Annotated in this window: 11 protein-coding genes; all 11 read right to left on the minus strand. The window is 47.9% G+C overall.

Annotated elements, in window-relative coordinates:
* Positions 1 to 84 precede the first annotated feature (84 nt).
* Entirely contained in the window at positions 85 to 1,338 is a 1,254-nt protein-coding gene (locus tag ACY69O_RS07175; RefSeq protein ID WP_462332786.1) for an SLC13 family permease, read from the minus strand.
* A 131-nt stretch (positions 1,339 to 1,469) separates the two neighbouring features.
* On the minus strand, positions 1,470 to 2,090 hold the full coding sequence (locus ACY69O_RS07180) for a recombinase family protein (RefSeq protein WP_462332787.1): 621 nt from the start codon (positions 2,088 to 2,090) through the stop codon (positions 1,470 to 1,472).
* A gap of 139 nt (positions 2,091 to 2,229) precedes the next feature.
* Positions 2,230 to 4,713, minus strand: coding sequence for an FtsK/SpoIIIE family DNA translocase (locus ACY69O_RS07185; RefSeq protein WP_462332788.1), 2,484 nt, complete (start codon positions 4,711 to 4,713; stop codon positions 2,230 to 2,232).
* 22 nt (positions 4,714 to 4,735) lie between these two features.
* On the minus strand, positions 4,736 to 6,010 hold the full coding sequence (locus ACY69O_RS07190; RefSeq protein WP_462332789.1) for an amidohydrolase: 1,275 nt from the start codon (positions 6,008 to 6,010) through the stop codon (positions 4,736 to 4,738).
* An 18-nt stretch (positions 6,011 to 6,028) separates the two neighbouring features.
* Positions 6,029 to 7,270, minus strand: a complete 1,242-nt coding sequence (locus ACY69O_RS07195) for an adenosylhomocysteinase (RefSeq protein ID WP_462332790.1) — start codon at positions 7,268 to 7,270, stop codon at positions 6,029 to 6,031.
* Positions 7,271 to 7,409: 139 nt separating this feature from the next.
* Positions 7,410 to 7,817 (minus strand): hypothetical protein, encoded by a 408-nt coding sequence (locus ACY69O_RS07200; RefSeq protein ID WP_462332791.1) that lies wholly within the window; start codon positions 7,815 to 7,817, stop codon positions 7,410 to 7,412.
* Positions 7,818 to 7,851: 34 nt separating this feature from the next.
* Positions 7,852 to 9,186, minus strand: coding sequence for an ATP-binding protein (locus ACY69O_RS07205; RefSeq protein WP_462332792.1), 1,335 nt, complete (start codon positions 9,184 to 9,186; stop codon positions 7,852 to 7,854).
* A 291-nt stretch (positions 9,187 to 9,477) separates the two neighbouring features.
* On the minus strand, positions 9,478 to 10,227 hold the full coding sequence (gene surE / locus ACY69O_RS07210; protein WP_462332793.1) for a 5'/3'-nucleotidase SurE: 750 nt from the start codon (positions 10,225 to 10,227) through the stop codon (positions 9,478 to 9,480).
* Between the two features lie 9 nt (positions 10,228 to 10,236).
* Positions 10,237 to 11,325 carry a 3-dehydroquinate synthase gene (gene aroB / locus ACY69O_RS07215; protein ID WP_462332794.1) on the minus strand — a complete coding sequence of 363 codons (1,089 nt, stop codon included), beginning with the start codon at positions 11,323 to 11,325 and terminating at the stop codon, positions 10,237 to 10,239.
* A complete protein-coding gene (locus ACY69O_RS07220; protein WP_462332795.1) occupies positions 11,313 to 11,852 on the minus strand; it encodes a shikimate kinase in 540 nt (179 codons plus the stop codon). The genes aroB and ACY69O_RS07220 overlap by 13 nt, the downstream gene beginning before the upstream one ends.
* Positions 11,853 to 11,860: 8 nt before the next feature.
* Positions 11,861 to 12,442, minus strand: a 582-nt coding sequence (locus tag ACY69O_RS07225) for a chorismate synthase (protein WP_462332796.1), incomplete at its 5' end; no start/stop codon positions are given.

The following is a 12,442-nucleotide window of genomic DNA, read 5'->3' on the forward strand; positions in this document are numbered from 1 at the left end:
CCTTAGAGTATAAGATTAATACAGCTTATTCAGCAAAAAACCGCCATGCGCCTTAATTGCGTACAGCGGTTTACTTATATTTTTTCAAAGCAGCCAGCGAAACAGTCCCAGCCATGCCAGGAATGACAGGAAGAATACGCCGCAGGCGGAGACTGCGAATAGCTTGACGAAGAGCTTTTTCAGTTCTTCGCCGAATACCTTTGCAGATGCCGAGTATGCCGCCAGCGCAAGACCGCCTCCTGTGGAAAGCGGGCTGATTCCGGCACAGTGCGAAATCATGGATATCGAGGTCGCCATTTCAAGCTCATTGAAGCCACCGAGATTGGAGTAAAGGTCCGGTATAGCAGGAATGAGTGTCGGCATGACAACGCCGGAGCTGGAGCTGCACCATGACATGCACCCTGCCGTGATTCCCATGATTGCCGTGGAGGTCGATGGTGTCATGATGGACGCCAGAGTGTCCGCCAAAAGCACAATACCTCCCAGCTTGATGATAAGATTCATGAGTACGCTGACTCCGCCAATCAAAAGGAGTGTCCCCCACGGAACCTTTTTCAATGCTTCGCCCTCGTCCGCTACCTTCAGAAAGGACAGCACGGCAGCAACAGCGAAGCTCGTCAGTCCCACATTGAAATGGCAGAACATTACGAGCACAACCATGATAGCTATGCCAACGAGCGTTATTTTCTGATTCTTGTTGAATGAGGGAAGCTCTGAAAGCTTGATGACATGCTCTGAGCGAAGCTTCCACCCTCCCAGTGCAATATATACCGCAATCGCATAAACTGTCATGGACAGCACGCCATTCATCAGAAACGGTCCTTCTACGCCTGAGAGCCCAATCTGTTCACAGAGGTTTTTACCTATTATGCCTGTGGCAGCCAGAGGCGACACACCACCGCCGGACGCGCCCAATACCACAAGAGCCGCGAGCATGACAGGGGATATTTTCATTTCAGCCGCCAGCGTCATGGAGAACACCATCATAATTGCAATGGTCGGTACTGTTCCGGGGCCGAGTGCCGAAAGCACAGTAGAAAAAAGGTAAATGACTATGGGAACGAGAGCTGTGCGGCGTCCTGTCAGGGCAACGACCTTTTCCGCCAGAAGAGCCAATGATCCGTTTAGCTGCGCTATGCTGAAAAGGTATGTGACACCCAGCAGGATCAGGAACAGTGAGGAATTAAATCCCGCGATTACAGCCTTGTCAGGAATGCCTGCGACGTGTCCCAGCACCAGCGCAAAAGCAATCGACAGGAGTCCTGTATTCATATGTCTCAAAAAGCCAAGGGCTATAGCAGCGATCAAAAGCAGCAGCGAAAATATTTCCATACTCATTGCAAAAGTCTCCCCTTGAGATATATCAACATTGTACTGTCAGTACAGATAATCCCATTATAGCATTTTTTAAAATTTTATGAAAAATTTTTCTCATGAAAATGTATCTTATTACATGTAGAAATTCTTTTCTATATGCTCGCCGTTTTCAGGTAATTGTTGTATTCATCACGTGCCTTTACGTAAAATGTTGTCATAGGCATACCGCAGGCTTTGGCTGCTTCCTTGAGAGTAATCTCGCCCTGTTTCCATTTTTTATACTGCTCTACCGCGCCTATGGGTACCGGCTTTCTTGGTCTGCCAAAGCGAACTCCCCGTTTCATGGCTTCGCGTATGCCCTCAGCCTGCCGCTGACGTATAGCCGAACGTTCATTTTCCGCAACAAAGGAAAGCACCTGCAGGACTATATCCGAAAGAAATGTTCCCATGAGGTCTTTTCCGCGCCGTGTGTCCAAAAGCGGCATATCCAGCACTACTATATCCACGCCCTTCTGCTTGGTAAGAAGCCGCCATTCTTCAATGATTTCCGTGTAGTTTCTCCCCAACCGGTCTATGGAATGAATATATAGCAGTGCGTCTTTGTTGAGTCTGCGCTTTAGTTTTCTGTATTTAGGGCGATTGAAGTCCTTGCCTGACATGTAATCAATATAGATATTTTCTTCCGCCACTCCCATCTCCCTCATGGAAGCAAGCTGCCTGTCGATATTCTGCTCCCTCGTGCTCACACGCACGTATCCGAATATTGCTTTCATGTATATCCCTCCTCGCTCTTATACATGCCTGTTTAAGAGCAATATACAACGTGCGGAGAGACAATAAATAAAAAAAGAATGGGGCTGTGAAAAAACGAAAAAATGCCTTCTCCTTTAGGAGAAGGCATATAAATCATTTTTACATGACAGATTCTACGGTTTCTCTTGCCTGGGCATCTGTCATAAGTATTTCTCTCGGCTTGCTGCCGACGTTCGGTCCTACTATGCCGAGCTCTTCCATTGTGTCGATAAGACGGGCGGCTCTTGTGTAGCCAATACGGAAACGGCGCTGAATGCTTGAGGTGGACGCCTGGCCATTTTGCAGGATAAGTTCAACCGCTCTTGGCAGAAGTTCATCCATTGCAGGCTCAGACGAGCCTCCCTTTCCTTTGCCGTTTTCACCTTCTTCAGCGGCCTGTGCCGCCTGCTCCGTGAAGTTGATAATCTCTTCGTTCGGCTCTGCTTCCTGTCCCTGCGCGCGGATAAATTCGAGGAGACGGTCTACTTCGTCATCCCCTATGAATGCACCCTGTACGCGCTGCGGTTTTGATGAGCCGACAGGATAGAAGAGCATATCTCCTTTTCCGAGGAGCTTTTCTGCGCCGCTCATGTCGAGAATCGTGCGCGAGTCTACCTGCGACGAGACTGCAAAGGAAATACGCGACGGGATGTTTGCCTTGATAATACCCGTGATGACATCAACGGACGGACGCTGCGTAGCGACCACAAGATGAATGCCTGCAGCGCGCGCCTTCTGCGCTATACGGCAGATTGCATCCTCAACGTCATGAGGAGCGACCATCATGAGGTCGGCAAGCTCGTCAATAATGAGAACGATGGACGGCATTTTATCATCGGGTACTTTGTTGTTGAAGCCCTCGATGTTGCGTACGCCATGCTCTGCAAATTTGCCGTAGCGTTTTTCCATTTCCTGTACTGCCCAGTTGAGTACGGAGGCTGCTTTACGCATATCCGTTACAACAGGCACCATGAGGTGCGGAATACCGTTGTAGTTTGAAAGCTCGACCATTTTCGGGTCAATGAGGATAAATTTGACTTCGTCCGGCGCTGCCTTGAACAATATACTCGTTATGAGGGTATTGACGCAGACTGATTTACCGGAGCCTGTAGCGCCAGCTATCAAAAGATGCGGCATTTTGGCAAGGTCTGCGAAAATAGCTTTGCCGCTTACGTCTTTACCGAGGCCTACGGTGAGTTTGGATTTTGCTTTTTCAAAAGCCGCGTCCTCAAGGACTTCTCTGAGGACTACACCCTCCAGCTCACGGTTCGGAACCTCGACACCAATTGCGGATTTCCCCGGAATTGGCTCAATACGCACAGAAAACGCTGCCAGTGCCAGCGCAAGGTCGTCGGCAAGGTTCGTAATCTTGCTGACCTTTACTCCCGGTGCCGGCTCAATCTCATACCGTGTAACGGCAGGGCCATGGCACGCATTGAGAATAGTGGCTTTTACCTTGAAGTTTTCAAGCGTCTGACTCAAAACCTGTGCTTTATCTGCAATTTCCTGCTCCAGTGCGGCATTTCGCACATGCGGATGCTTCGTGAGTATTTCCTGTACCTTCGGTATGCGGTATACGGGTTCAGCAGGAGCCTCAGGTGCGGCAGGAGCTTCAGCCGCAGCAGCAGCTTTTGTCACAGGCGCCGCAGCAGTCTCTGCAGTATCTTCTGCGCTGTCCTCGGGATCTTCAGGTGCGTATACCTCAGAGGACGGCTCTTTTTCCTCGCTGTATTCGATAGTAAAGCTTGGAGGCATAGGAAGCTCCTGCTCCGCTGGAGCCGTCGGCTCCTGTTTCGGCGGCTCAGGAGTATGTATCTCCTGCTCCTGCGCGGTTTTCGGTTCTTCAATCGGAGGAAGCTCTTCATACAAAGGCTCGGAGATTTCCTCCTCCTGCACGAATACAGGGGCGGGCTTCACGTTATTATTTGCTTCCGGCAAAGCAGCCGTTTCTCCGAAACGTGTGTCAGCCTCCTGATTATAGAATGACTCCTTTTTCGCACGGGCCGCGCGCAGCTCTTTGACTTTATCGTATGTCGTTTCCATCGCATTCTGCGCCTTCATGAGGCCTTCCTGCGCGTGCTTCTCGGTTTTCTTTACGCCCGATGCCAGGGACCATGTGGTTGCAAGCAGTACGGAGCCGACTCCCGCGGCAATCAAAATGATGAGTGTACCGTCCACGCCGAAAAACTTGCGGGCAACGAACAGTATTCCGCCGCCGAGCAGTCCGCCGCCCTCAGGCAGGCTTGCCGGCAGTATTTCTTCTCCTACGGGAATCGCAAGATGATGATAAACCGACAAAATCATAGCGTAAAAGACAGCTACGCCGAGAAAACGCTTTGAGAGCTTGAATCCGTGATGGTCTACAATGAGCTTTGCGCCTACGAGCATCAGCAAAATCGCAAAAAACCAACTCCCCACACCGAAAAAATAGCGCAGGAAGCGTGCAAAGTAGAATCCTATGAAACCGACGTTAAAGCCCGCAAGTCCGCAAAGAGAAACGGCGGAAACCGCAACCGTTGCGATTCCGCCCAACTCATAACTTCGTCCTGTATCCGCAGGCTTTTCGGCGATTTTTTTCTTACGTTTTTTCTTTCGTTTATCCAATCCAATCACCTAAAACGATTAGTTACTGCGAAATCCTTTTCGCACATTTATCTGCTTCGAAGAGAATCTTCTCTTCATCAAGTGTCTTAATCTCGCCCTTCTCCATAACCAGTTTTCCGTCAACCATGACTGTATCAACGGAATGGCTTGGAGCAGAGTAAACGAGCAGGGAAACCAGATCAAATTTCGGTGTCCATTCAGCGCCCTTCATGTTATAAAGAACAATATCTGCCAGCGCGCCTTTTTCAAGTCTGCCAGCATCCTTTACACCGACAGCCTTTGCACCGTTTTCAGTACCCAGTTTAAGTGCCTGGAATGCCGGAACAGCCAGCGGGTCAAGCGTATCTACTTTATGAAGCAGCGCTGCCAGACGGACTTCCTCCAGCATATCAAGATTATTGTTGCTGGAAGCGCCGTCCGTGCCGAGCGCAACGCAGACACCTTCTTTAAGAAGCTTCGGCACAGGGGCTACGCCGCTTGCCAGCTTCATGTTGCTTCCCGGGTTGTGTGCCGGGCGGACGTTATATTTCTTGATAAGCTCTATGTCTTTATCACTGAGCCATACACTGTGCGCGGAAAGCACGCCGCAGTCAAGGATACCTGTATCCTCCATAATCTCGAAAGGAGTTTTGCCGTAATCCTTGAGGCAGTTGTCAACCTCGCCCTTTGTTTCCGCGAGGTGAATGTGTACCTCTGCTTTGCGCTCTTTTGCTGCCTCAGCAACACGGCGCAGGAAATCCGGCGGACAGGTATACGGAGCGTGAGGTCCGAACATGACTGTAACACGTCCATCAGCAGCGCCGTGGAAATCTCTGAACAGTTCTTTGTTTTCCTCAAACGCCTGCTCTCCGTTTGGCGCAACACCGATAATGCCGCGCGAGAGAACACCGCGAAGGCCGGACTCTAGGGTCATTTCGGCGACCGTTTCCATATCGCCGTACATATCTGCAAATGTCGTCGTACCGGTACGAATCATTTCAACTGCGGCAAGCATAGCTCCCCAGTAAATGTCGTCCTTGCGCATTTTTGCCTCAATCGGCCAGATTTTATTGTTGAGCCAGTCCATGAGGTTCATGTCGTCCGCATAGCTTCTGAGCAGAGTCATGGAGGCATGTGTATGCGCATTGACAAGTCCGGGAATCGCCAGGTGATTTTTACCGTCGATGACCTTATCTGCTTCAAACCCCGCAGGAACATCACCAACAGCCGTTATACGCTGTCCGTCAACGGCTATATTGACCTGTTTTACACTTCCGTCGGGAAGTACAGCCATAGTATCCTTTATCAGAGTTTTCATTGTCCGCGCCTCCTATTTTTATTCCATGCCGAGATATGCACGCTGCTCAGGTGTCAGCGCATCAATAGCAACTCCCATAGAAGCAAGTTTGACTTCAGCAATCTTTGTATTGATTTCATCCGGCATCATATATACTTTGTTTTCCATATTCTTGTAGTTGTTCAGAAGATGGAGCGCAGAATAGAACTGTACCGCGAATGAAAGGTCCATGATTTCAGCCGGGTGGCCGTCGCCTGCGGCGAGGTTTACAAGACGTCCCTCTGCAAGGAGGTATATCTTGCGGCCGTCCTTCTGGAGGAATTCCTCAATGTTGTTGCGGACAGTTCTGCGGGAGACAGAAAGTGCCTCAAGCTCCGGAATATTGATTTCTACGTCAAAGTGACCGGAATTTGCGAGAATAGCGCCGTCCTTCATGTCTTTGAAATGGCGTTCTACAATGACATCCTTATCGCCTGTGAGCGTGAGGAAGATATCACCGATTTTTGCTGCCTCGTCCATAGGCATAACGCGGAAGCCGTCGAATACAGCCTCGATAGCCTTAATCGGGTCAACCTCGGTAATGATGACGTTAGCGCCGAGTCCCTTTGCACGCATAGCACCGCCCTTACCGCACCAGCCGTAGCCTGCGATAACGACGTTTTTGCCTGCGATAACAAGGTTCGTAGTACGCATGATGCCGTCCCATGTGGACTGGCCTGTGCCATAACGGTTGTCAAACAGGTATTTGCAGTATGCATCATTTGCTGCAATCATCGGGAAATCAAGCTCGCCTTTGTTCTCGAGGAGACGCAGACGATGTACGCCTGTAGTTGTTTCCTCAGCACCGCCGATAATCTCACCAAGGAGCTCACGGCGTCTGTCGTGGAGCATAGCAACGAGGTCGCCGCCGTCGTCCATGATATAATGCGGTTTGATATCCAGTGCCTTATCGATGAACATATCATACTCTTCATCGGAGCAAGCGTGCGTAGCAAATACATTGATACCTTCTTCAACCAGTGCAGCCGCAACATCATCCTGAGTGGAAAGCGGATTCGAACCCGTGATAGCAACCTCTGCTCCTGCGTGTTTGAATACGAGAGCGAGATATGCAGTCTTTGCCTCAAGATGAATAGTCATGACGATGCGTTTGCCTGCGAACGGCTTCGTTTTAGAAAACTCTTCATCAATGCGGTTAAGCACAGGCATGAAGTTCTTAACCCATTTAATTTTATCGTGTCCCGACGGAGCAAGTTTGATGTCCTTAATAATTGATTCCATATTTATATAACCTCCAATTATAATTTCAATTCCATAGATATTTAATTATAACGCATTTGTTCGGATTTTGCCAATGGCAAAACTCCCCAAAAAGAAAAGACATCACTCCGCAGAGCGTGTCCTTCTTTTCTTTCAAAAATCAATGCCTGTCCCCCGGAAAAATCGCATCATCTGAATCCCGGTACTGCAAGGTGCCGCCACCCGGCATCTCCTGCACATCATCAGACGCGTCGTCATCCCAAAGCTTAGGACAGTCCGAAGGGTTATCCCGATACTCGCAGCCGTAATAATCATCACATTCTTCACAGCAGGGCTCATCGGCTTCTCCTATATAACCGCTGCAAGTGTCATCGGAAGGCGCAGATGGCTGATTTTCCACAGGCGCTGCTTTAATTTCAGCGAGATTCGGCAGCATAACGAGAACAAGCCCGACAAGAAGAGGCGTAAACAGCAGCGACAGCGCGCCCCACAGCCAGCCGCTGCGTCCGCGTCGGTCTGCACAGTATCCAACCAGCGCAGAAATACCGAGCCACATTATAAAACTCATAACTCACGCCTCCCATCTGATACTTTCAATCCACTTAATCAGCACCCAACAATTCAGGCTTCAACAAAAAATCAAATACGTCTACCGTCATGACACCGTCTTCATCATAAAACGGATTTAATCCCGTTTTCGCCACAACAATCTTCGCAAACGAATCGTCTATGTAGTACAAGCTTTTCTTTTCCTGTTTTTGCTTCTCTGCATCATCCATTGACAATGCAGACTGGATATAAAACTTCTTGCTTCCTTTTGTAGCAATAAAATCGACCTCTAATGATTTCTTTGCATATATGGTTTTTCCATTTACATCCATTCGATTGGTTTTCTCATTGATATCCACTTCTCCGACATCTACATTGTACCCTCTATATCTAAGCTCATTGTAGATTATATTTTCCATGATATGGGTTTCTTCAATCTGCCTGAAATTCAGTCTTGCATTCCGAATCCCTATATCCTCAAAATATAATTTGAATGGAGAACCAATGTATTTCCTGCCCTTAATGTTATATTTACTCGCTTTAGAGACTATAAAAGCATCTTCAAAGTGCTCGATGAAATTGCTTATGGTTTCAGTACTTATACTTGCTTTTACAACGCTCCTGAACGTATCCGTTATTTTTTTTACATTCACAGGACTACCAATCATTGAAGCAAGAACATTAAATGTATCTCCGAGCTCTGTCTTTTTTCTAATTCCGTTATGGTCGATAATATCCTTGAGATAGGTTTCTTCACACAAGCCCTTCAGGTATGAGATTTTTTCCTCTTCGCTTCTCATCTGCGCGACCAAAGGAATACCACCTGTGACTATATATTGCCGCCACGCCTCACTCGGCGGCACATCCGCTCCCTCCATATACTCCAAAAATGTCAGAGGCAGTACATGCACAATCGTCCCTCTGCCTTTAAATCCTGTAGCAATATCCGAGGACAAAAACTTTGAATTTGAGCCTGTAACATAAATATCAAAATTTCTATGCCGCAAAAGACCATTCAACGTCCCCACAAAATTTTCAAGCAGCTGAACTTCATCAAGCAAAAGATAAAACATATCCGTTTCGTTTGTTTTGTCTTTGATATATCCTCTGAATTTTTTCGCATTTACATAGTAAAGCTCATTTTTATGCTCTATCTTCGCAGATTCCTCGGGTGCATAATCGTCCAACAGATCAATATCCTCATCTGCATCAAAAGCAAACCGGATAATCCTGTTGCTGGGAACACCCGAATTAAGCAAATGCTTATAAAACAGCTCATTCATCAAATACGATTTTCCGGCGCGTCTTGCTCCGGTGATGATTTTTATTAAGCCGTTGTTTTTCCTATCGACCAGTCTTTTCACATATAGCTTTCTAGTGTACTCCATAACAACCTCATATTTTCAAAGTCTTTGATTTTTTTCAAGTATATTTTACCACTTACCGCTTGTTTTTTAAATCCTTAATTGATTTTTTTCAAAGACTTTGATTTTTCCCAAATACATTTTAGATGTTTAACAAAAAAGCTGTACGTCATGTATTTCCCAACGTACAGCGCCCCCAACCTTTATCCACTAATTATACTTTCGTAAAATTTTTAATAAAAATCATAAAAAAGCGTCTTTTCATGCACCATAAATTGGCAATGAAAAGACGCTTAAACTTTTATTGGATAAAATTTATTCTTGATATTTTTTCAGCTTTTCATAGTCCGTCATGTCAATCATGAGGGGCGTTACAGCCACCCGGCCGTGGTTGCAGATGGATATATCGGAGTCCATTGAGTTGTATCCGTCGTAGATTTCTCCACCCACATGGAAAAAAAGCTTTCCGTCACGCTCGATTCTTTCGAATGCGTTGAGATAGTCCCTGTGACCGACTGTCCCGTATACAAATCTCGGCTCTCCCTTTGCCATTGTCTGTGGAAAGTTCACGTTCAAAAATGCCGGCTCGGTCTCATTTTCCAAAAGCTTCGGGAGCTGCTTCGCAAATATGGCAGCCGCTTCAGAGAAAGGCATTTTAGAAAAGAAATCCAGTGAAACCGCAATGGAAAAGATTCCATGCATGAAGCCTTCCATTGCTCCGCCGACAGTTCCCGAATAAAGTACATCAGAGCCGAGGTTCGCGCCATGATTTATCCCAGAGATAACAAGCTCGGGCCAATTATCCTTTTCGCAAAGTGCTTCAAGGTATACCTTCACGCAGTCTGTAGGAGTACCGTCGATTTTCCACCCGTGTATTCCTTTATCCGCAAGAGCTTCGTAAGGCGCTACCTCCAAGTCGCGGTGTACCGTCAGAGCATGAGCCATACCGCTCTGCTGCTGAGCCGGCGCCGCCAGCACAACCTCGTGTTCTCCGGCAAGCTCTTCTGCCAGCGCACGAATTCCCTCTGCCTCTATTCCGTCATCATTTACTAACAGAATCCGCATATTTCACCTCTATTCCGCCAATATCATACGCATGCATTTCTTGGCGATTTCTTCAGGCACCTCCGTAACCTCTGAAACATGTCCTATTTTGTCCAGCAGTACCCAATGCACGACACCGTTTACTGTTTTCTTGTCGTGAAGGGTGGATTCAAAGATTGCTTCTTCTCTGCAGTGGTCTGCCTTGGTCGGCAGATTGAGTCTCTTGATAAGATTGACAATACGCTCTGTATCATCTTCGCTTAAAAGCCCCATTTCACGGCTTATGTACGCAGCTCCGCACATTCCGATTGCCACGGCTTCTCCGTGGTTGTACCTGAGATAATTTGTTTCTTTTTCAATGGCATGTGCCATTGTATGTCCGAAATTCAGAATACGGCGCAGGCCATTTTCTTTTTCATCCTGTGTTACAACTTCCGCTTTGATTTCGCAGGAACGGCCGATAATATGCTCAAGGGACGCTTCCGCCAGAGCCTGTATTTTCTCCGTATTTTCCTCCAGATAACGGAAAAAAGCTTCGTCGTAAATAGCACCGTATTTGATAATCTCGCCAAGTCCCGTGTATATCTCACGTTTCGGAAGAGTCTCTATAAACGAGAGGTCTATCATTACGAATTTTGGCTGATAGAATGCACCGATCATATTCTTTCCGAGACGATGATTTACCGCGACCTTTCCGCCGACGCTGGAATCTACCTGTGCAAGAAGGCTCGTGGCAATCTGTACGAAGGGCACGCCGCGCATGTACGTCGCCGCCACAAATCCTGTCAAATCTCCGACAACACCGCCGCCAAGGGCAAAAATCGGTGAGTGACGGTCAAGTCCGCGCTCAATTGCGCGCGTATAGATTTTTTCCGCAACCTCAAGAGATTTTGATGTTTCCCCTGCCTGCACGGTAAAAAATTCCACGTCTACACCGGCTTTTTGTAAGGCTGCACTGACACGCTCGATATATATTTTCCCCACGTTTGAATCAGTGACAACAAGCCCCTTTGATGAAAAGCGCTGCGCGCGGGTATACTTCTCGAGTTCTTCGTCCAAACCTGTTCCGATGGTTATATCATAGCCGTTGACCGGCAAATCAACTCTTACCTTCCGCATAGCTTATGGCCCTCTCTTTTTAAATAATGAACTATCTCGTCGACAATCTGCAGAGGGGAACGCTCACTCGTATCAACAAACAAGTCCGCCTGAGAGTACATTTCTTTGCGTTCCTCAAGCAATGAGCAGATAGCGGCCCTACGGTCTCCGTCATCTTTCCCGTCAAGAACAGGGCGAACCCCCGGGCGGCGTGTGCGTTCGAGGATAGTATCAACATCAGCCGTAAGGCAGACGACCACCCCATTCTCACGCAAAATCTGTCTGTTTTCTTCGCTTTTCAGCGTACCGCCGCCTGTAGCTATCACTATATGCCTGCGTTCGGAAAGCTCTTTTACTGCCTCGCGCTCCGCGCTGCGAAAATAAGCTTCTCCGTCTGTGGCAAAAATTTCGGGAATTTTGCGGTTTTCTTTTGTTTCAATATAGGTATCCATATCTATAAAGGAAAAACCAAGACGGGCGGCAAGCACCTTTCCCGTGCTGGACTTTCCCGTACCCATAAACCCAATAAGTACAACGTTCTTTTTCATATCGCTCATCACTCACCCGCAAGACGTGCTTTATATGCGCTCATAGCCGACAGGATATCCGTCATGGCATCTCCGCCGAATTTTTCCACCACGGCACGGGCAATGACGAACGCCGCCATAGCTTCTCCAACCACCGAAGCAGCGGAGACAGCGCACACGTCGCTGCGTTCCTTGCATGCGAGAACAGCTTCTTTTGACTCGATATCTATCGAATGAAGCGGAGTCATAAGAGTAGGAATAGGCTTCATAACGGCACGGACAGTTATTTCCTCTCCGTTAGTCATGCCGCCCTCAAGTCCTCCTGCATGGTTGGTCTTGCGGTATACTCTATTATTTTCATCGTAGAACATTTCATCATGCGCTTTGCTTCCCGGAAGCTCGGCATACTTAAAGCCGGCACCGATTTCAACGCCCTTTATAGCCTGAATGGACATCATGGCTCCTGCAAGCGCGGCATCAAGACGGCGGTCCCACTGGATATGGCTGCCGAGTCCGATAGGCACCCCTCGCACAATAACCTCGAACACACCGCCCAGCGTATCTCCTGCTTCCTTTGCCTCACGGATACGTTCCTTCATTTTTTCTTCTGC

Source organism: Schwartzia sp. (in: firmicutes), assembly GCF_978017985.1.

Excerpts from the sequence above, each read along its gene's own strand:
- ACY69O_RS07175 (WP_462332786.1), bottom strand. The coding sequence starts at position 1,338 with ATGAGTATGGAAATATTTTCGCTGCTGCTTTTGATCGCTGCTATAGCC.
- ACY69O_RS07180 (WP_462332787.1), bottom strand. The coding sequence starts at position 2,090 with ATGAAAGCAATATTCGGATACGTGCGTGTGAGCACGAGGGAGCAGAAT.
- ACY69O_RS07190 (WP_462332789.1), bottom strand. The coding sequence starts at position 6,010 with ATGAAAACTCTGATAAAGGATACTATGGCTGTACTTCCCGACGGAAGT.
- ACY69O_RS07195 (WP_462332790.1), bottom strand. The coding sequence starts at position 7,270 with ATGGAATCAATTATTAAGGACATCAAACTTGCTCCGTCGGGACACGAT.
- ACY69O_RS07200 (WP_462332791.1), bottom strand. The coding sequence starts at position 7,817 with ATGAGTTTTATAATGTGGCTCGGTATTTCTGCGCTGGTTGGATACTGT.
- ACY69O_RS07205 (WP_462332792.1), bottom strand. The coding sequence starts at position 9,186 with ATGGAGTACACTAGAAAGCTATATGTGAAAAGACTGGTCGATAGGAAA.
- surE (WP_462332793.1), bottom strand. The coding sequence starts at position 10,227 with ATGCGGATTCTGTTAGTAAATGATGACGGAATAGAGGCAGAGGGAATT.
- aroB (WP_462332794.1), bottom strand. The coding sequence starts at position 11,325 with ATGCGGAAGGTAAGAGTTGATTTGCCGGTCAACGGCTATGATATAACC.
- ACY69O_RS07220 (WP_462332795.1), bottom strand. The coding sequence starts at position 11,852 with ATGAAAAAGAACGTTGTACTTATTGGGTTTATGGGTACGGGAAAGTCC.